Source organism: Planctomycetota bacterium, from assembly GCA_039182125.1.
Lineage (GTDB): Bacteria > Planctomycetota > Phycisphaerae > Tepidisphaerales > Tepidisphaeraceae > JBCDCH01.
Window position 1 is genome coordinate 1 of the sequence record JBCDCH010000027.1, and the last position, 19,773, is coordinate 19,773.

The 19,773-nt window shown below is 64.5% G+C and carries 21 protein-coding genes; 2 read left to right on the plus strand and 19 right to left on the minus strand.

What is annotated here, in order from left to right:
* The 6 genes from AAGD32_08990 to AAGD32_09015 all read right to left on the minus strand — a co-directional run.
* Positions 1-202, minus strand: a 202-nt coding sequence (locus AAGD32_08990; protein ID MEM8874382.1) for a hypothetical protein, incomplete at its 3' end; no start/stop codon positions are given.
* 269 nt (positions 203-471) lie between these two features.
* Positions 472-1,560 (minus strand): hypothetical protein, encoded by a 1,089-nt coding sequence (locus tag AAGD32_08995; GenBank protein ID MEM8874383.1) that lies wholly within the window; start codon positions 1,558-1,560, stop codon positions 472-474.
* A 60-nt stretch (positions 1,561-1,620) separates the two neighbouring features.
* Complete coding sequence (locus AAGD32_09000) at positions 1,621-2,172, minus strand: C2 domain-containing protein (GenBank protein ID MEM8874384.1); 552 nt, start codon at positions 2,170-2,172, stop codon at positions 1,621-1,623.
* Positions 2,169-2,774 (minus strand): paraquat-inducible protein A, encoded by a 606-nt coding sequence (locus AAGD32_09005; GenBank protein MEM8874385.1) that lies wholly within the window; start codon positions 2,772-2,774, stop codon positions 2,169-2,171. Before AAGD32_09005 ends, AAGD32_09000 begins: the two co-directional genes overlap by 4 nt.
* An 18-nt stretch (positions 2,775-2,792) precedes the next feature.
* Positions 2,793-3,404, minus strand: coding sequence for a leucyl/phenylalanyl-tRNA--protein transferase (gene aat / locus AAGD32_09010; protein ID MEM8874386.1), 612 nt, complete (start codon positions 3,402-3,404; stop codon positions 2,793-2,795).
* 76 nt (positions 3,405-3,480) lie between these two features.
* Positions 3,481-4,260: a DUF1559 domain-containing protein gene (locus tag AAGD32_09015; GenBank protein MEM8874387.1), complete on the minus strand. Its 780-nt coding sequence runs from the start codon at positions 4,258-4,260 to the stop codon at positions 3,481-3,483.
* A gap of 63 nt (positions 4,261-4,323) precedes the next feature.
* Between AAGD32_09015 and AAGD32_09020 the strand changes: the two genes are divergently transcribed.
* Positions 4,324-5,841 (plus strand): tetratricopeptide repeat protein, encoded by a 1,518-nt coding sequence (locus AAGD32_09020; GenBank protein MEM8874388.1) that lies wholly within the window; start codon positions 4,324-4,326, stop codon positions 5,839-5,841.
* On the opposite strand, the gene tilS is transcribed toward AAGD32_09020, so the two are convergent.
* The 6 genes from tilS to AAGD32_09050 form a co-directional block, all read right to left on the minus strand.
* Positions 5,842-6,729 (minus strand): tRNA lysidine(34) synthetase TilS, encoded by an 888-nt coding sequence (tilS, locus tag AAGD32_09025; protein MEM8874389.1) that lies wholly within the window; start codon positions 6,727-6,729, stop codon positions 5,842-5,844. It lies immediately after the preceding gene.
* Positions 6,729-7,517, minus strand: coding sequence for a hypothetical protein (locus tag AAGD32_09030; protein ID MEM8874390.1), 789 nt, complete (start codon positions 7,515-7,517; stop codon positions 6,729-6,731). The genes tilS and AAGD32_09030 overlap by 1 nt, the downstream gene beginning before the upstream one ends.
* A 71-nt stretch (positions 7,518-7,588) precedes the next feature.
* Complete coding sequence (locus AAGD32_09035; GenBank protein MEM8874391.1) at positions 7,589-8,908, minus strand: hemolysin family protein; 1,320 nt, start codon at positions 8,906-8,908, stop codon at positions 7,589-7,591.
* Between the two features lie 5 nt (positions 8,909-8,913).
* Positions 8,914-9,426 carry an rRNA maturation RNase YbeY gene (gene ybeY, locus AAGD32_09040; GenBank protein MEM8874392.1) on the minus strand — a complete coding sequence of 171 codons (513 nt, stop codon included), beginning with the start codon at positions 9,424-9,426 and terminating at the stop codon, positions 8,914-8,916.
* A gap of 29 nt (positions 9,427-9,455) precedes the next feature.
* Positions 9,456-11,771, minus strand: coding sequence for an HDIG domain-containing metalloprotein (locus tag AAGD32_09045; protein ID MEM8874393.1), 2,316 nt, complete (start codon positions 11,769-11,771; stop codon positions 9,456-9,458).
* Positions 11,772-11,812: 41 nt separating this feature from the next.
* A complete protein-coding gene (locus tag AAGD32_09050; protein MEM8874394.1) occupies positions 11,813-12,751 on the minus strand; it encodes a PhoH family protein in 939 nt (312 codons plus the stop codon).
* 156 nt (positions 12,752-12,907) lie between these two features.
* On the opposite strand from AAGD32_09050, the gene AAGD32_09055 reads away from it, so the two are divergent.
* The gene (locus tag AAGD32_09055) at positions 12,908-13,414 is read left to right on the plus strand and encodes an ATP-binding protein (GenBank protein MEM8874395.1); all 507 of its coding nucleotides are present in this window, start codon (positions 12,908-12,910) and stop codon (positions 13,412-13,414) included.
* 115 nt (positions 13,415-13,529) lie between these two features.
* Here AAGD32_09055 and AAGD32_09060 read toward each other — a convergent pair whose 3' ends face one another.
* The 7 genes from AAGD32_09060 to AAGD32_09090 form a co-directional block, all read right to left on the minus strand.
* Complete coding sequence (locus AAGD32_09060) at positions 13,530-13,724, minus strand: hypothetical protein (GenBank protein ID MEM8874396.1); 195 nt, start codon at positions 13,722-13,724, stop codon at positions 13,530-13,532.
* A 150-nt stretch (positions 13,725-13,874) separates the two neighbouring features.
* Positions 13,875-14,618: an LPS export ABC transporter ATP-binding protein gene (gene lptB / locus AAGD32_09065; GenBank protein ID MEM8874397.1), complete on the minus strand. Its 744-nt coding sequence runs from the start codon at positions 14,616-14,618 to the stop codon at positions 13,875-13,877.
* 471 nt (positions 14,619-15,089) lie between these two features.
* Complete coding sequence (locus AAGD32_09070; GenBank protein ID MEM8874398.1) at positions 15,090-16,049, minus strand: ABC transporter ATP-binding protein; 960 nt, start codon at positions 16,047-16,049, stop codon at positions 15,090-15,092.
* Positions 16,046-16,918 (minus strand): ABC transporter permease subunit, encoded by an 873-nt coding sequence (locus tag AAGD32_09075; protein MEM8874399.1) that lies wholly within the window; start codon positions 16,916-16,918, stop codon positions 16,046-16,048. The genes AAGD32_09070 and AAGD32_09075 overlap by 4 nt, the downstream gene beginning before the upstream one ends.
* An 84-nt stretch (positions 16,919-17,002) precedes the next feature.
* Positions 17,003-18,106 carry a hypothetical protein gene (locus AAGD32_09080; GenBank protein MEM8874400.1) on the minus strand — a complete coding sequence of 368 codons (1,104 nt, stop codon included), beginning with the start codon at positions 18,104-18,106 and terminating at the stop codon, positions 17,003-17,005.
* Between the two features lie 11 nt (positions 18,107-18,117).
* The gene (locus AAGD32_09085) at positions 18,118-18,942 is read right to left on the minus strand and encodes a hypothetical protein (protein MEM8874401.1); all 825 of its coding nucleotides are present in this window, start codon (positions 18,940-18,942) and stop codon (positions 18,118-18,120) included.
* 90 nt (positions 18,943-19,032) lie between these two features.
* Positions 19,033-19,764 (minus strand): hypothetical protein, encoded by a 732-nt coding sequence (locus AAGD32_09090; GenBank protein MEM8874402.1) that lies wholly within the window; start codon positions 19,762-19,764, stop codon positions 19,033-19,035.
* Positions 19,765-19,773 lie beyond the last annotated feature (9 nt).

Below are 19,773 nucleotides of genomic sequence, written 5' to 3' on the forward strand. Positions count from 1 at the left end.
CGGCGACCTTGTCCATACGGACATCGTTGGTCTTGGCCGTCTCGAGCATGCCGCCCAGGCCCGACAGTTCCAGACGGTCCTTCGGCGTGGTCGATTGTGCGGCGGTGGCGGCGTCGGTGGTCGGCGGCTGGATCGCCTGCGAACGGACCTGCTGGACGTTGCGGACTTGCGCGGTGACGGCGTTGTTGATCGGCGTGGTCATGTAGATGAATGTGTCTGAAGGTGTGATGAACGGGCGAGCGGACTTTCGCCGGGATGTCCCGATAAAAACGCCCTCCCAGTACTGTCATCGGCACACCGGCAAGTTTCTCTCCAGTCAAAACCGCTTCCGGCGCGTCCTGTAAACCACCAATCGAACCGACGTTACGACAAACGTCCGAGAAAAACGCGCAAAAAATGCCGATCGCGGGGGCGCAAATGTTGCCGAACGGTTGGGAGGCTGGGGAAAGGCCGCGAACCACAGCCACCGGGTCAATGCACCAGCGCCTCGCCGAGCAGCATCGCCCTGCCGAGCCGGGCCATCATTGCCTGATTGCTATAGATCAGCGGCAGCAGGAACGGCAGGTTCTGCTGCGGGCCGCGCAGGTAGTTACCGAGGGTCGCGCCCCACGTCCCGCGAAATGCTTGGAGCGGTTCCTGCGGATAGTCGGCCGACAGGGCCAGGCGGATCGACTCGGCCGCGAACGTCGCGCTCCACAGTCCGGGGTACAGCGACTCCCCGAACTCGCTCACGAAGCCCCCCGCCGGCCCGATCAGCAACGTCCGGTCGCCGACCATGTCCTGGCCGAGCGCCCCACCGAGCGCGACCTCGGTGCGGGTGATCTTGCCGGGCCGGCCGTCTTCCAACAGGCCGTGCATCCCGAGCCGCTCGCACCACTGGTCCATCATCGCTTCGGCGTCGGGCGTGGGCGTCGGGACGAAAAGCGTCGCTTCGGGCTTGCCGGCCTGGTCCACCAGCAGCCGTGCGACGGAGTTGGGGACCAAATCCAGGCCGGCAACAACCTCGGGCAGGTCCGCCGTCGCGTCGTTGCCGAACGCCCGGTACATCAGCGTGTGGGAAGTCCGCCGCGCGTGCAGGCCCAACGGGGCGAGGATGCGGTCGGGCATCGGGTCGGTCACGACCATCAACGTCGCCCGCCGCTCGGTCGCACCTTCCTTGAACCTCACACCTCCGCGATCGGTGCCGAGGATTTCGATCGGCCGGGTCCGGCTGACCGCGCCGGCCTTGCTCGCATGGTCGTCGATGACCTGCGTGAAAGCCTGTTGGTTTAGCGCCAGCGCCTGAGGCTCGTCGGCGTGCCAGAGGCCGTGCGTTTCGGCGTCCGGTCCGAGCAAACAAACCCCTGCCATCGGAGTGAGGTTCGGCAAATCGCCGAGCAACGGATGGAGCCGGGCAGCCGCGGGATTGAGCACTTCGAGGGTCGGCTGCTCGGCGAAGAACAGGTGTTCGGTCGGCCGAGCTGCCCGCAGCACTTTCGCCTCGCCGGCCAACAGCAACGCCAGAAACGCCGCCGAGGGATGGTCGCCCAGGATCAGAACATCAAAATCGGCATCGGCCATGTTCGGGACTGTACCGACTTCTCGGGGCCGCGCCATGGCGTGATACGGATCGGCCGGGCCTCACACGACCTGCTCCCACACCAGCCGGCCGCCGCCGATGAGCGCGAAAACACCGCCGATGAGCGCGGCGGGGATCGCCCCGGTCGGCACTTTCGCACCGGGGCCGCGGAGAATCACCTGGTACTCCTGGCCGCTGGTCACGCGCTGCCCCTCGGGCGTGACCTGGTCGAGCAGGTCGTTGCCGAAGGTGTCTTCGTCCCACACTTCCACCCGCTCGATCGCGGCGAGCGATAGCGAAGAGTCCAGGTTCCACGTCAAACCGCCGCCGACCGGCGTGTCTTCCATCGTGTCGGTTTGCAACGTTTCTCCGCCGACGATGACCCGCACGTACAAGTCCGGATTGCCCGGCGAGAGCATCGACTTCACGCCGGCCGCGTCGTTGACGATGCCGGGCCGGGTCTTGACGCGGACGCTACTCACACGGTCGCTCTGCACGGGGTTGGTCCATGACCAAAGGCCCCACGCACACGCCGCCCCGCCGATCAATAGCAGCGCGAGCCAAACGACGAAACGCCATTGTCTTGCCCGAAGTTGGACGGGGGGCGTGCTCATCGTGCCTCCGGTTTAGCGTCGAGTTTCACGAAGAACCCCGCGGCAATCGATAAAAGCACCGCGACGCAGAACAACACCGTCCCGCTACGGGCACTCACCTCGGCCATGCCGTCGAGTTTCACCACGACGATCATCACCGCGACCACGAGGATGTCGAGCAGCGAGTACTTGCCGGTAAGCACGGCAGCCTTGTGCAACACCGAACGGCCGCGATCCGACAAAGCCGTGAGTTTGCTCGTCGCGGCCAGGAGCGCGATCAGCTTGGCGAACGGGAACGCGACGCTGAACACCCCGAGCACCACCGCGAGTACGACGTTGTTGCGGCGGAACAACTCGGCGATCGAACCGAGCAAGCTGAACGTCCGTTCGTTGCCTAGCGTGTTCATCGTGATGAACGGCAACACCACCGCGGCGGTGAGGATGGCGATCGCGGCGACCGAGAGTAACGCGGCAACACCGTTGGAACGCAGGTCCCTGACGCGTGCCAGCAGCGACATCGGTGCCGCGCCGCAGTGCGGGCAACCCGCCCCGACCGGTGCCGGCCTCGGCAACGTGTACGCCTTCCCGCAACGGCGACAGTCGACGTTTCGCTCAGCGGACATCGTCCCATGTTACGACCGTCAGCCATCGAACCGGCAATGCTTGCGTAACGCCGTCGCCAGGCGCCGCATGTACACGTCGGCGGCGATGTCGACGCAGCCGAAACGTCGCAGGTGTGGCGTCGATGCCTGCGTGTCGAGCAACTCAAACCCCCGTGACTGCAATCGCTCGACCAACGCGACCAGCGCCACCTTCGACGCGTCGCGGACGTCGTGGTACATCGACTCGCCGAAGAACACCCCGCCGAGGGCGACGCCGTACAGCCCGCCAACCCTGCGACGCTCGACGCCGTCTTTTTGCCAGGCCTCGACGCTGTGCGCGTAGCCGAAGCGGTGCAATGTCGTGTAGCAGGCGATGAGATCGTCGCTGATCCAACTGCCGATCTCGCCCCGCCGACGCGCGAGCATGCAAGCCCGCATGGTGCCCTCGAAGTCGGCATTGATACGGATCTGGAACTTGCCTTGGCGGATCGTCGTCCGCAGCGTTTTGGGTATGTGAAAGCGGTCGAACGGAAGGACGCCCCGTGGGTCAGCCGTATACCAGCGCGTCACCCCGTCGGCGTCGGTCATCGGAAACGCCCCGCGGGTGTACGCCGAGAGGACCGTTTCGGGTTTCAGATCCGCGTCCGACATCTGCCGTACTTTACGCAGGGGTCGAAAGTGGTGAACACCACGTCACTGTCGAAGTGGCTGAAACAAACCGCCGCGATCATGTTCCGCCGTCGGTGTCCTCGTCCTCGTCGTCTTCGCCTTCTTCCTCGAAGTCCCACGGATCAAGCCCGGGCAAAGCCTGACCGTAAGTCGTGAGCGAAACGTGCGCGTCGAAGAAGAGGTAGTTGCTGCCCTGGTTTCGGCCGTGGCGGAACTGTTCGACGACGCGGTCGAACTCGCCTTGCTCCATGTACAGATCGCGCTCGTTGCTCAACTTCTCGCCGGCGACGATCACGTCGGACGAACCTTTCTTACCAAAACGCGTGGTGCTGGCCCGGGCACCCTCGTCGGTGAGATGCTTGTTGAGAATGTAGCTGAGCCCCTCGGCCCGGCCTTCCGGAATCTCCGCGTCTTCCGGGCACCAAAGCACCGGCGATACCCAGGGCAACGGATCAAACGTCACGGGGTCGTAGACAAACTGGTTGTACGCCGCCGGGTCGTACGCGGGCTCATCGGGAAATGCGGTGTCGAACACGTACACCGGCCAGCGCAAGTGTGGCGCGAGCTGACTGCCCAGCGTCGTCGCCTCGAAGCGATCGTCGAGCGGGTCGTACTGGGCCTCGCCCATCGGGAACAGGTAGTACCGGTTCTCGTTCTGGTACATGAACAGGTAGTTCCCCAACTCCTTGAGATTTGCCGCGCATGCGACAGACTTGGCCTGGCGCCGCGCACTTTGCAGGCTCGGCAACAACAGACCGATGAGCAATGCAATGATCCCGATCACCACGAGCAGTTCGACGAGCGAGAAACCGGTGTGACGTTCGTGTTTTCTAGCCATGACGTTGCATCCTCCTGTAATCACCCGAACGGGCGAAGTCGCAACTTCTAAGATCGAACGTTAATGCCCCTGCTGCTCAGCGCCAACGAAAAAGGCACCGCCGAACCACGCTTTTGGGTGTGGCTCATCCCCGCACTGCTCGGGGCGCTGGTCTTCCTCCAAACGCTCGGGGGGTCGGCCATCTACGACGACTCGATGGTCTTCAAGAACGACGACCGCCTGCGCGATGTCGCCGCTTGGGGTCGGTACTGGACCGAGGCCTACCACGACGGGCCCGACAACCTCTACCGCCCACTCGGCAGCATGACCTTCGCCGCCGTCTGGTGGCTCTTCGGTGATGCGTGGCTGCCGCAACACGCGGTCAACGTCGCTCTCCATGGCATATGTGCCGCGCTCACCGCATTGCTCGCACTGCGGATGCTCGGCAACGTCCATCTCGCCACCATCGCCGGCATCGCCTTCGCGCTACACCCGATCCACGTCGAGCCGGTCGCCATGCTCGTGGGCCGGTTCGAGCTGCTCTGCACCGCCGCGACGCTCGCCGGGTTGGGACTTCTCGTCACCGACAAAACCATCGGCTACGGACGCGCGCTGGCCGTCTTCGCTTGCTTTGTCATCGCGATGCTGAGCAAAGAACAAGGGCTGATCTTCCCACTGCTCGCCGGCGTCGTGGCGGTGACCTGTCGACCGATCCGCCGACCGGGGTACGGAGCCGCGCTGCTCATCGCCCTGATCGGCATCGGACTCGCCACGATGGTCGTCGTTCGCGAACAGGTGCTGGACCTGAAGTTCTGGTGGGATCGCAACTTCCTCGACCCGAACGTCCAACCGCTCATCCTCGCCGAGGGGGGCGACCGCTGGCTGATGCCTTTGGAACTGATCGGACGCTACGCATGGCTGCTGATCTGGCCCAACCCGCTCAGCATCGACTACGGAGGCCGCGTCATCGGACACGAGTGGTCGGCCACGAGTCCGTACTTTTGGCTCGGGACGGGGCTACTGCTGGCGTGGTTCGTCGGCATCGCCGCGACGGTGATCAAGCGCCGCTGGGTGCTGCTCGCGTTGCTGCTGCTCGTCGCACTCTCTTACGGCCCGGCGTCCAACATCGCTTCCCTCATCGGCACGATTTTCGGCGAACGGCTGCTCTACATGCCCAGCGCGTTCTTTGCGATTCTGCTGGCGATGGTCGTTGTGAAACTGCCGCGTAAGGCGTTGGTCGTGCCGGTCGTTGTCGCATTGGCGTGGGCCGGGCAGACGCTGCGGTACGCCGACCGCTGGACCGAGCCGTACACGTACTACCAGCAGGCGGTGATCGACCAGCCGTTGGGTATGCGGCTGCACATGCTGCTCGCCCAGGAACACCAGGCCCGCGGCAAGTTCGACGAAGCCCGCGCCAGCGCCACCGCCGGACGCGAGGCCGACCCCGCCTCGCACCTGGCTTGGCGTTGGTCGGCGATCCTCGCGTTGGAGCGTGGCGAACTGGAGGTCGCCGAGCGGTTCGCCCTCGAAGCCAACAGGCGTTTCCCCAACAGCGGCGGCGGCGTGCTCGAAGCGATCCACGAAAAACGCAGCGCCGAGTAATCACTCGGCCAGCACACGCAAGACGCCCCGCTCGCGCATCAGTCGCCGGCGACCCGGCAACTGCATCCGACGCGGGGCGGCCCGGTCGGTCGCCATCTCCGCCACCCGTTCCAGGAGCGCCGGCGACAAACGTCGTCCGGGTACGCCCGCCGCTTGCAACCATCGACGCAACGCGTACTCCGCGACCAACGGCGGCAAGCTCGCGATGACGTCCATCTCCACCACGCTCGGCAACGTCGGTGCATGGGTGGCCAGTTCATCCCGCAAACGCCGTGCGTCCTCCGACAGCCGCACCAGCGCTTCGGCCAGCGGGCGGTCGGCGGTCAACCGTGGGCGATGCCGGTTGCGCCGCTGGCCGGGGTCGGCGTTGCTGGAATCTTCACGCCATGACTGGCCGAGCCGCAGCAGGTAATCACGAAACGCGTCCGGCCAAAGTCTGAGCATCGGCCGCCACAGTTCGACGCCCGACAGCGTCGTGGTCGCCGCCATGCCGACGAGTCCGAGGTGGCTTCCGCCGCGAATAAGCCGAAGCAACACGGTCTCGGCCTGATCGAGCGCGTGGTGCCCGGTCGCCACGGTGCCGACCTCGGCGAAGAGTTTCATGCGTGCGTCCCGATGCCCCGCCGGCGTTGCGGGGAAGTCGCCGAGCTCCGACTTACGCCGACGCAGCAGCGGCAGCCCATGCGCCTGCGCGAGTGCTTCGACGAAGTCCGCATCCTCCGCGCTCGCGCCGGCGCGTGTTTCGTGATCCAGATGCACAACCGTCGGCCGATGCCCGGCGTCGAGTGCGAGCCGCAGCAGTGCAACGCTGTCGGCCCCGCCGCTGACCGCGACGCCGAACGAACCGCTCGGCCAGTTCAACGCGGACGTCACCGCCGGCACGTCCATCACTCCGCCTTGCTCTTTGGCTGGCCCGCGACCGCCGACTTCACGTCCTCCCACGCGCCGGCCCAGTCGTAGTCCTGCGCCGCCTCCCACGTTCGCGGCACCACGCCGGGGTCGTACGCCACGAATCCGCCCAGCCCGATCGCCGCCAGCAGCAGCACCGCCAGTGCAAGCCGTCGCTTGCGCCCGCGCGGACGATCGACCTTCACCGGCCCCGGCGGCTTGGCCGCTGCGGGCACCTCCGCGTTGATCGCTTCGGGCAAGGACCCGTCCGCGCTGACCCGCCAGGTGTTGGGCACCTTCGCCACCGGCCGACGCCGCACCGTTCCCAGCGCGAGCAATGCATCCGGATCGCCGGGGGGTACCTGGTCGGCGTTGCACTCGGGGCAGAGTTCGGCGGTCTTGGCGATGGACTCGCCGCACTGCCAGCAGAGGCCGAAGAGCCGCGACACGCCGCGAGCTTTCGAAGCCGGCACCCAGAGTTGGCCGGTCGTCGGGCCGCGCACGACGCTGCGCGGCTTGACCCGGCCCTGATCGATGAGCTGGCGGAGCGTGGTCCAGTTCATGCCCGGCGCTGCGGGGTTGCGGCGTTGGAAGACGAACCACGGCCCAAGCCGAGCGCTGGTCGCGGTGCGCGTCGCCGGCGTGTCCGGCAGGGAGCAACGCGGGCAGGCTTCGTCAGCCACGGCCGAACGGATCGCCGCGCAGAACGGACAAATGGTCGACGGCGCGACATCGGTGTCGCTGGTCAACCGGTCAGTCGCCGCGGTCCGTTGCGGGAGTGGGGTCATCGGCAGGGGAAAACGTAGCGTCTGTGCCGCCCCGACTCCAATGAGAAACGGCAAAGTGAGCTCGGAGGCGCTCAGGCTTCGGCTTCGGATGCGGCCGACTCGAGCTCGCCGGCGAGCAGTTTGATATGAACCCGCGTGATCCGGTGGGCCTCACCGTCGGTGACGGTGAAGCGGGCTTCCTCGTGGTCGAAGGTCGTGCCCACCTGCGGGATTCGTCCCAGGTGCGTCATGACGAAACCGCCGAGCGTGTCGTAATCCTCTTCCTCGCTCAGCTCCAGGCCGAACATGCGGTTGAGGTCGTCGATGTGGAGGCGTGCGTCGCAGTCGGCTTCGGTGTCGTTGAGCTTGTTGAAGTACGCCAGCTCGGCCGGCTCGTGCTCGTCACTGATCTCGCCGACCAGTTCCTCGAGCACGTCCTCGATACTGCACAGACCGGCGGTCGCGCCGTACTCGTCCTGCACCACGGCGAGGTGAATCTTCTTGAGACGGAAGTCCTGCAACAGGTCGAGCAACGGCTTGCGTTCGAAGACGAACAGCGGCGGCCGCATCGCTTCGGAGATGTTGAAGTCCGCCCCGCTCTTGGCCACCCGACCGATCAGGTCACGGGCGTAGAGAATACCGATGATGTGGTCGAGGTCGTTTTCGTAGACGGGAATGCGGCTGTGGCCGGACTCGATGACCAGATCGCGGATTTCGTTGAGCGTCGCATCGCGACGCAAGGCAACGATGTCGGGGCGGGCGGTCATCGCCTCGGACACTTCGCGGTTGCCGAAGACGATCGCACGCTCGATCATCTCGCGCTCGTGGTTGTCGAAGGCCCCTTCCTTCTCGCCTTCCTCGACGGCACTGAGCAGTTCGGCTTCGTACTCCTCCTCGACCTCGTCGGGATCCTCGTCACGCCCGCCGCCGGAAATGCGATCGACCGTCGCGTTGGTCAGATCCTTCAGGGCCGTGAGGGGTTTGAAGATCGTGGCCACCGCGAGCAGGGGTCGGCCGAAGAACGAGACGACCGACTCGCCGACATGCTCCGCGATGGCGTGCGGCAACAGGACGCTGCAGACCAACGCGATCAAGCCGGTGATGCCCAGCGCGTAGGCGTAATGCACCAACAGGCCGCCGACCCAGCCGGTCGTCAGATCGAACACGGCCATGAGTAACACGAGGTTGCAGAGCAGCCGCCCCACCGCCGCGAGGAACGCCATGTCGTCGCGGGCGTCGTAGATCGGATCAAGCATCGCCTCGCGGTCGCGTTCCTCGAGGACCGCTTCGAGCTTGGCCCGGCTCAGGTCGCGCGTGGCGAAGGCGATCGTCGAGAGCACAAACGTCAACCCCGTCGCGGCGATGGCAACGAGCCAGACCCACCAGACACCCCCGGTCGTCGCGGCAAGCATGGGACTCACGCGACGCCTCCGGTGCTGGATTCGACCGATGATTCGAAGACCGCCCCGACGCCGATCTCCGTGAGCAGCTCGTCTTCTCGCGCGTGCATGGCGCGGAAGTCGTCGGCCGATTGATCGTCGTAGCCGCACAGGTGCAGCGTGCCATGCAACGCATACAGCAGCAGTTCGTCGGCGAGGTCGGTGCCGCGCTCGGCGGCGGTGCGGCGGGCCTGGGCCACGCACACGATCACCTCGCCCTCGGTGCAGCGTTCCTGCTCGTCGTGGTCGAGTTCGAAGGTCAGCACGTCGGTCGGCGTTGGGTCGCCGCTGAACCGTCCGTGCAACTCGGACATCACCTTGTCCCCGACGAGCGCGACCGAAAGCTCGACCAGCACCGACTCACCACGCTCGGCCAGCAACGCCAGGCAGCGGTCGAGGTGCTCACGGACATGTTCGACATGCGCGCGTCCGGCGCGGGCGGTGACGGTCAGGTCGGTCATGAATGACGGGGTCATCAAGGACGAGCTCATCAGCGTCGGCAGTATACACCCGTGCATCGTCAACCCGCCGCCGCGATGGTGGGACCGGTTGTCTGGACCGGCACGACGGGCTCTTCCTTGTCGCTGGGGTACTCGATCCGGCCGTGGTAGATGCTCACCAGCGACTTCACCAGCGAGCGCTTGACCGCGTCGAGATCGCGCATGGTCAGGCCGCTGTCGTCGAACTGGCCGTCGAGCAGCCGTTTCATCGCCAGGTCGCCGACACGCTGCTCGATCTTGTTGGGCGTGTGTTCCTTCATCGCCCGCACCGCCGACTCGCAGGTGTCGGCGAGCATCATGATCGCCGTCTCGCGACTGCGCGGCTTGGGGCCCTGGTAGCGGTACTGGCTCTCGGCGACCGTCTCGTCGGACGCCTCGGACTTCTCCATCGCGTTGCGGTAGAAGTACTCGACGAGCGTCGTGCCGTGGTGCTCGGTGATGAAGGGGACGATCGACCGCGGCAGGTGATGCTGGCGAGCGAGTTCGACGCCGTCCTTGACGTGGCCGATGATCACGAGGATCGACACGCTCGGCGAGAGATTCAGGTGACGCGACTCGCCGCCGGACTGGTTCTCTATGAAGTACTCGCTCTTGTTGATCTTGCCGATGTCGTGGTAGTAGCCGGCGACGCGGCAGAGCAAGGCATCAGCCCCGACGGCGCGGGCGGCTTCCTCGGCAAGAATCGCGACCTGCATCGAGTGGTTGTAGCTGCCGGGCGCACGCAACTGAAGTTGGCGGAGCAGTTCGCTGTTGACGTCGGCCAGTTCGAGCAGCGTCATGCTCGTGGTGATGCGGAAGGCCTTCTCAATGAACGGCAGGATGCCGAGCACGACAAATCCCACGCCCAGCCCCGCCGCCCCGGCATACAACGCGTTACGCAGGATGAACGAGTAGGGATCGAGCTCGGTGAGCCCGACCGCCGTCGCGGTGAGCATCATCACGACCGCCGACGCACCGCCGACCTCGATGAGCTTGGAGCGGTTGCGGACCTCATCGAGCAGGACGACGACAGTCACCACGCCGGCCGCGATGATCAACAGCAGACCAATACCTTGTGACGTTGCCAGCGTGACGAATGCGGCGTGCACGATCGACGCGCCCAAGGCATACCGCCGGTCATACGCGATCGACAGGATCATCGCGACGAGCAGGGTCGGCGCGACGGCAAAGAGATAGAGCGGCGAGGTGCCGGTCGCGGCGAGTTGGGCCACGAGCACGGTACCGATGAACAGGCCGGCCAACCCAATCGCGCGGACATGGTTCTGGATGATCCGCGGCTGATACACCATCGTGTAGACGCCGAGGAACGCGGTGAGCAGCAGCGTCATCCCCGCGAGACCGCCGAGCTTGGCATAGACCGCATCGGCACCGAGCGATCCGCGATAGGCACGGGCTTCGGTGCGCAGCAGGGCCAGGTCGCGGAGGTCGATCTTCTTGCCGGCCGGGACGACGGTATCGCGGGCGGCGAAGCCGAGGTTACCCCGCACGGCCGCCACCAAATCACCGGCGACCTCCCTCGCGCGGGACGTCGCATCCTCGTCGAGCTCGTGTGTCGCCGAGATACGGGCAAGACTCAACAACGCGATCTTCCCGTACAGTTCCGGCGCGAACTCCTGCTCGCCGGTTTTGATCAGCAGTTCCTGTAGCTTGTCCGAACCGAGCGGGTAGACATAACTCAGGTCGAGCCGATCGACGCCCTCGGCACGGATGTCGTTCCGGGAATCGCCGAGGATTTCCTCGGGCCGGAGGATGACCGGGTTACGTGTTCGAAGGCGGCTGACGTATTCGTAGACCTCTTTGTTGTACGTCCGTGGCTGCACCCCGGCGATCGCCTGAAGTCGGACCATCGTCGCATTGTCCAGCACCTCTCGCAGTGCCGGGTCGAGATCTCCGAGATCCTTACCAACCAACTGGTCCGGAAGATCGGTCAGCCATTGCTCAAGATCGTCGAACGGATCGAGCTCGACCCGGTTGAACACGCGCGGCGTCGCCTCCATCTCGACGACTCGCTCCTGCTGATGCTTGGCCTGGTCGTAAAACTCGAACGGAACGCGGGCCACGACATCGTGGCGAACCGTCTGCCCGAGTCGGTACGGCACGACGTCCGGGCGAAGTTGGAGCATCAACCCCAACAGCATCGCGAACACCAAGCCGATGCACACCGACACCCAAGTCGAGTCGCGCGTGAGCCATTCCCGGACCCCGGTCATGTCTTCCTTGCGCAGTCGGCGGACCATGTCCCGGCGTTGCTCGACGGCGACCTTGCGGGGTCGCACCGCCTCGAGCGAGCCGGAGAAGTGGGTAGGCGTTTTGCTGGGTTTCTTGCCGTCAGGCATGAAGGTCGAACTCCGAAAGGGAGCGATCCATCGGGTTGGGGCTACGGCATGTCCTCGTGGCCGTAGGCGGTGATGATATTCTGCACGAGCCGATGTCGTACCACATCACCGCGTAAAAGTTGAACCGTCGCGACACCTTCCACACCTTCTAAGCGGTGAATGGCGTCGACAAGTCCGGAACGTGTTCGGGCATCGAGGTCATTTTGACGCACATCGCCCGTGACGATCATTTTGCTGTTGTGGCCGAGTCGGGTCAGAAACATGAGCATCTGCGACTCGGTGGTGTTCTGGGCCTCGTCCATGATGCAGGCGGCGTCGTTGAGCGTCCGGCCCCGCATGAACGCCAACGGCACCACCTCAATGACGTCGTTGACCATGAACCGCTTGACCTGCTCGAAGTCCATCATGTCGTTGAGCGCGTCGAAGAGCGGGCGGAGATACGGGTTCACCTTCGCCTGCAGGTCGCCGGGGAGGAACCCGAGCCGCTCGCCGGCCTCCACCGCCGGGCGGGCCAGGACCAACTTCTTGATCTGGCCCCGCTTGAGCATCGACACGGCGGCGGCGACGGCCAAGTAGGTTTTTCCCGTACCCGCCGGGCCGCTGCAAAACGTCAGGTCGTGGCTGAAAATCGCGTCCAGGTACGCTTTCTGCCCCGGCGTCTTGGCGAACACCCGCCGGCCCTTGGCGAAGACCTCCACCGCGTCGCCGCTGCGGGCCTGTTCCGCATCGGCCGCTTCGAGCACCGCATTGCCCACATCCTCGGCCGAGAGGTGATCCTTGCGGCGGAGGGTGTGCTGTAGGTTCTTGATCACCGCCGCGGCTTTCTCGACCTTGGCTGAGTCACCGTCGAGGCGGATCGTGTCATCGCGTGCCACGACCTTCACGCCAAGATTGCTGCGCAGCAAACGAAGATTCCGATCGGCGGTGCCGAAAAGGGCCAACTTCTTCGCGGGTTGGTCGATGGGAACGGTGAGCTGCACGGTGAGGGTCGTAGAACGTCGCACGCCTATCGGCGGTTTACCACTTTAGTCAGTCGGAATCGGAATATCGGACGCCCGCCGGAAATCCAAACATTCTACTTACCCGCAGTCCCCGCCACCCTTGCCGAAAGGGTCGCCATCGTCAGGATGATCCCCGTGCCCCGTCCTCAACTCCACGTCATCTGCGGCTTGCCCGGCAGTGGCAAGACCACGCTTGCCAAACGGCTCGAAACGGACCTGCCCGGGGTTCGCCTCAGCCCTGACGAATGGATCACTGCGGTGGTCGAGCCGGAGAAACACCTGCACGTCTCCGACACCTACCGCGATGCGATCGAGACGCTGCAGTGGGACCTCGGCCAACGGATGCTACGGGCCGGCTGCAATGTCATCATCGAATGGGGCACCTGGGGTCGCGGCGAACGGGACAAGCTCCGCGACGAAGGCCGGGCCGCCGGGGCAAGCGTGCATTTGCACTATCTCGAAGTCGATCCCGCCGAGTTGCTCCAACGCCTCCGCGCCCGCAACGCCAACCTCCCCGCCGACGAAATCTTCATGCCGCCCTCGCACTTGGAGGAGCAACTGGGCGCGTGGGCGAACCTGATCGAAAAGCCCAACGCTGCGGAGCTGGCGACGTGGGACAGGGTTTCTCCAAACACGGCGTAGCGGAGCGACGAAGTCGTCCGTAATGCCAACGTCACCGCAACACGGGCGACTTCATCGCCTCGCTAAACGTTGGAACCAAGAACTGACCGACGCAAGTGATGCCAGCACGGTTTTTTTAGCCGCTGGACTTTTCATTTGTTTGAACGTCGAGCAGGACGAGAAGCTCCCGCAACTCCGCTACGCAACCGCCGCGATATTCGCTCGCGAAGACAGAAGCGGCATCGTTGATCAACTCCGTGGCGATGTTTCGAACAACGTCGCTATACCGCTCGGGCAAACCCTCGATCGTCCAAGTATCGATCGCCTGCATGGACGCTTGTTTCGCGATGAACTCGCGGCAGAACGTCGGGTCACCGACCGATCGCCGTTTCAGTTGGTCGATCGGAATCCGATGCGGCGTACGATGCGTTGAGAACCAGATCTCGCCATTCTGCAATGCTATCGCGGGCGCTCCCATCGCTCACACCCCCGCCAGTTCGTCCATGTCGAACGTGCTACCGAGGTAGGTCCTGCGCACCGCTTCATCGTTCTTGATCTCGGCGGGGGTGCCCTCGGCGAAGACTTTGCCGTTGTCGATCACGAGCACACGATCGCAGGTCTTGAGCGTGAAGACCGCGTCGTGGTCGGTGATCAGGACGCTCTTGCCGAACTCATTTTTCAGGCGGATCACCTCGCGGCGCAGGTCGTCCTTGGCGATCGGGTCAACTTCGGCAAAGGGCTCGTCGAGCAGGATCAGCTTGGGGTTGGTGATCAGCGACCGGGCGATTTCGAGCTTGCGTTTTTCGCCGCCGGAGCAGAGGTGGGCTTTCTGATTACGGACCGATTCGAGCCCGAAGCGCCGCAGCAGTTCCTCGCCCTTTTCCCGGCGCTGGCTCCGATTGAACGGCATCGTCTCGAGGATCGCCTGAAGGTTCTGCCAGACGGTGAGCTGGCGGAAGATGGATTGTTCCTGGGAGAGATACCCGATGCCGCGACGGGCGCGTTTGTACATCGGCAGCTTGGTGATGTCGTCGCCGTCGAAGTGGACCACGCCCTGGTCGGGGCGGACCATGCCGAGAATCATGCGGAAGCAGGTGGTTTTGCCGGCCCCGTTGCGGCCGAGCAGGCCGACGATCTCACGCTGGCTGAGGGTGAACGAGACGTCGTCGACGACCCGCCGGCCGGCGTAGCTTTTGACGAGTTGGCTGACGGTGAGCAGGTTCATGGTCGTCGGCCGCCGGTCGGGTGACAGACCGGGCAGCGTGGCCAGCATCGGGCGGGCGTCGCCATTTGCAAGCGCGGTCCTGCCCGGGTGAGACACGGAGCCCCTCACGACCCCCTTCGGCCGATCGCGGACCGGTTGCAGCTTCAACAAGTGCGGCAATGTGGTCACCCCCGCCGGACGCCACCGGTCGACACCGCGTTTCGTCGATCAACCTGGCCGATCCGCCACGACAGGTCATGGGGAAACAATGGGGACAACCCCAAAGTCAACCTCCGCCGACTGTCAGAATGGCGGTTTTCGGCGGGAGCCGAGCCGGCCGGCCAAATCAGATCGTAACGGTTACGCGGACCACCCCGCCGCAACGGCAAATCGTTCCTAAATGCTTTTGAAAAGACTATTTAGGCAGAAATCACCCCGAAATCCTGTTCCGCGACTTGAATCTTTGTTGGCAACGCGCTAGCGACCCGAACGTTATCGGGCGGGAGCCGAAGGGTTGCCGACAACCTCGGGTTTGCTTGTGGATAACTCGTCGACAACTGCCCCGGCGGTTTTGTCGCGGGGCACCGGTTCGACCGGCATTTCAGGCTCGAACACGATGCGACGGATCGCGTGACGCTGCTCGTAGAACGACTCGGGCTTGCGTTCATCCCCGACCGCGAAGATCGGCGCGGGCTCGTCGTAAACGATCGTCGCCCCGGGGCACTCGGCATGCCCGGCCCCCTGCCAGTTCCAATACTGGCTCAGGCCCAAAATCCGGTCGCTCACAAGGATCGCCTCGTTGAGTTCGTGCGTGACGATCAGAATCGTGTGCGGCGGGCGCTTCCCGGCGGCTTTGGCGGCTTGATTCTCGGCGTAAAAGCCCAAAAGCATGTCTTGCAGCTCTTCGCGGGTCGCCTCGTCGAGTGCACCGAAGGGTTCGTCGAGCAAGAGGATGCTCGGACGAAGGATCATGGCCTGGGCGATGGCGACGCGTTGCCGCATGCCGCCCGAGAGTTCGGACGGGTACCGGTCGGCTGCGTCGGCGAGGCCGACCTTCGCGAGCCACTTGTCTGCCTCGCCACGCCACTTGCGTTTCATCTCCCGTGTCCGCAGCGGGTGCAGCAGGCGTTGCCAGAGGTGCGTCGAGTCAAGGATCGGTCCAATCGCAACGTTCTTCCGCGCGGTCAGGTACGGAAACAGCGTGTACCGCTGGTAGACGATCCCACGGTCACGCCCCGGGCCGTCAACCTCGCGACCATCGACTTTGATCGACCCCACGTTTTGCGGCACCGTTCCCAGGATCGCGTTCAGCAACGTCGACTTCCCGCAACCCGACGGCCCGACCAGTGCCGTGATCGACCCGGCCTCGATGTCGAAGTTCAGATCGTGCAGGACGTGCGTGTCGCCGAATGACTTGGAGACGCCGCGGATTTGGAGAAGCGTGTCGGTCAACTTTTCACTCCATACCACGGCGCGACGAGGCCACGTAGCTTGCGGACGACGAAGTCCAACGCGAACCCGACCAGCCCCAGCACCACCGCGTAGACGATCATCACGTTCACGTTCAACGGCCTGATCTGAAACCGCAGCTGGTAGCCGATGCCGACGTCGGCGTTGACGTACTCGGCGGCGATCAGGAACACCATCGCCGGCCCGATCTGCAAACGGGCCGCGTCGATTACGCGCGGCAGCACCGTCGGCACGATCACGTCCCACACGATCTCCGGCTGGCTCGCGCCCATCGTCTGAGCTTTGTGAACCAACTCGGCTGGCACGTCTTCTCTCACCGCGCCGAACACCGTCTGTGCGAGGATCGACACCACGCCGATCCCGATGCTCGCAACGAAGAAGTCAAGGTTTCCGAGTACGTCACGCCCAATCACGCTTGCCAGCCATTTCGGCATCCAGCCAGCGATGTCGAAGTCAAGCACCACGAAGAGAATCGTGAAGATCGCCGGCGGTGGGATTCGCGAGAGGAATGAAATCGGAAAATGTACCACCGCTTGCACCGCCGCATAACACCCCATCGCGATCCCGAGCACCACGCCCAGCGCGATGCCGATGCCAAGCCCCGCAGCGAGTCGGCCAAACGTTGCTTTGCCGTCTTCCCAGATGCGGATTTCGCCGGTCCGCTTGTCAGGCGTAAAGCTAAACCGAACACCGTCAGCGAGTTGCGACCAAGACGGGATAGTCTTGTCCTCGGGGTTCTCGGCTTTACGCTGCAACGACACCCCGGTGTACGCCAGCAGCAGCACGATCACCCCCGCCGCCGCGAGCAGCAGGTAGACGGGGCGTGGTATGGGCTCGCGGAGTCGGAACATGGGCGAAAGAACGCCCACGCCTTCAGGCGTGGGTCGGCGTCGAACACGCTCGCCGACTCACGGCTGAAGCCATGGGCGTTCGGTTCATTGGTTCAAGAAGATCAGATCGGCCGACGATGCCTTGACGCCGTCGAGGTCGCTTACCACTTCGACGCTCGGGTCGCCTTCCTCGATCAGGCCGCGGTCCTTGGCGAACTGTTCGACGAAGTCCATCGTCTGCGTGAGTTTCGCGTCGCCGAAGAATGCTTTTGCCGAGTCGGGCGTCATGAAGATCTGCGTCTGCTCCAGGCACTCGGCCATCTCGCCAGCGTCGAGGTCGCTGAACCGGGCACCGAGCGCGACCAACGTGTCGTCACGCTTGTCGCCTTCGAGCAGATCGGCCACGCCGTAGAACGCCTCGGCAATCGCGGCCACGGCGCGGTCGCCGCCGTCGCGCTCGAGGCTCGCCTTGCTCATCACGACCATGTCGATGATTTCGCCAGGGATCTCCGAGGAGTCGAACAGTCGCTTCGTGCCCGGCGTGTTCTTGAGCGTCTGCAGGACGAACGGGTTCCACACGGCGATCGCGTTGATCTCGTCGTCACCCGATTGCAATGCCGCAGCGGCGATCGCGGGGTCGCGGTTCTTGAAGCTGAAGTCGTCGGGATTCTCGCCGCGTACTTCGAGCACACGACGGAACATGTACTCGCTGACGCTGCGCTCCAGCCCGTAGGTGTCGGTCAGGTTCAACGCCGCGATGTCCGACACGCTCTCGTTCACGATCACCGCATCCGCCCCGACGCTCGTGCTCGTGGGCAACACCGCCACGCTCGGCACCGACAGCGCGATGCCCAACACGTCGATGTTCGTGATGCATACCGCGTCGAGCTGGCCGGCACCGTACTGCTGGAGACACGGGTCGTAGTCGAGCTGCTTGAGCACGATGTCGACGTTGTGTGCGAGCTCGGCGGAGCCCATCTCGCCCTCGGCCCCGTTGATGAAGCCGTTCTCCTCGGCGACGCCGAAGACGCTCCAGGACGGGTACTCCGACCAGGCGAGGGTGAAGACCGGCGCGTCGCCGGACGTGGCGGTGGTCGTGGTTTCGGTCGCGTCGTCGCCGTTGCAGCCGGCCTGCAGGCCGATGAGAAGAGCGAAACCGGCGGTGATTCCGGTGACAGTGGCGATCCAATTCTTGGTGTGCTTCTTCATGGGTCGGTTCCTTACTCCGGCAGTTTGGCGTCGATCTCGTTCTGCTTGGGGGCGGCGACACTGTCGGCTTCATCGGCGAGGCCGATGAGTTGGTCGAACTCGTCGCTGCTCACGCCCGTGCGGGCATACTCAAGGAACTCGCGCTCCTGCGCTGCGGTGTCGGTCCCGGCCATCTCGCGGGAGACGCGGGCCTGGGCCTTGGACTGATCGCGCAGGTCGCGCATCTCCTCGAGCTCCTTGCTCGTGCGGTCGTCGCTGATGCCGCTGAGCATGTCGGCGATCTCTTCTTCTTCCTTGGACGTGATCACGTCGGCCACCGTCGCGGCGGCCTCTTCCTTGATCTTGTCGATCTCGCGGAGCAACTGCTGGAGCTGCACCTTGTGGTTCTTCACGTTGCCGCTGATCTCGGCGACATCCGTTTCGAGCTCGGTGATGTGCTCCTGCTTCTCGGTGAGCGTCGAGGAGAAGTCGTTGAACGCCGCCAGACAACGCATGTAGTCATCGTTGCTCTTGATCTGCTCCATGCTCATGCCCTGGGCCTTGAGCTCTTGGACGGTGATCCGCGCCTTCGCGGCGGCACCTTCCTTGAGCTTCTCAAGGTGATTCACCTCATCGGAAAGACTTCGGAGCTTGGAGAGTTTCTTTTCCTCCTGCGTGATCATCCGCGCGACCGCGTCCTTGTACTGCTGGATGCGGGCCTTCTTTTCGTTGACGATCCGGTCGTAGGTCGCCTGAATCACGGCGGGGTTCTTCGACAGCTCCTTACGCTTCGCGTCAACCTTGCCGGTGAAAAGGTATCCGATGGCGCGGAAGAATTTTCCGATGGCTTTGAACATGGCGGAATGCTCCGGGAAACGAGGGGCGTTGTCTATTGGAAACGTGCCCATTGTTTGTAACCGCTCATCCGACATTTGCCGAACGGCGAATCACTCACGCTCGCGGTCGATTTCGTCGGACATTTTCGCCACGCGTTCCTCGACCCGGCGGGCGATGTCGAGCGTCGCATCGAGCTCCGCTCGGACCTTGCTCAGCCCGGCCGCGTCGCCACGGCTGGTGCGGACATCGTCCAGCGCCCTCTCCAAGGCCGCGACGCTGTGGGCAACTTCGCCGATGACTTCCTCGCGATCCGCAAGCAGCCGGCGATGGGCACCGACGCTGCGTAGCTGTCGGGCCGTGTTGACCATCTCCAACGTCTTGACCAACGACTGGACGCAGCCGTCGAACAATTCGTCGGCCTTGGCCCGGACTTCGTGGGGAACGCCGCGGGTCTCGCGGAGCGTCGTGTACACCGCACGCAGCCGACGCAGCAACCCCTCCGTCCGGCCGTCGCGGTCGGCACGCAACGCTTTGTCCAAACGGTCGAGCCATTTCTCCTGCTCGGCGTGGGCTTCCTTGGTAAGTTGTTCGTAGGACTTCTCGACGTACCCGTCGGCGTTGGCGAGCCACCGAGTCACCGTCAGCCCTGCCCCGGTCGCAAGCGTCGCAACACCGCCGAACGCGAGCAGCGCGCCGGCTCCGATCGACGCCGGCACCGCGACCGCCGCCGCCAACAACGACCCGCCGATCGCCGCCGGCACCAGCGCCCACGGGCTGGTCAGCACGTTCCACGCCGTGCGCTTCCGCAACGCTTCTCGACTAGGCGGGTCCACCCGGGGCATGGCGACACA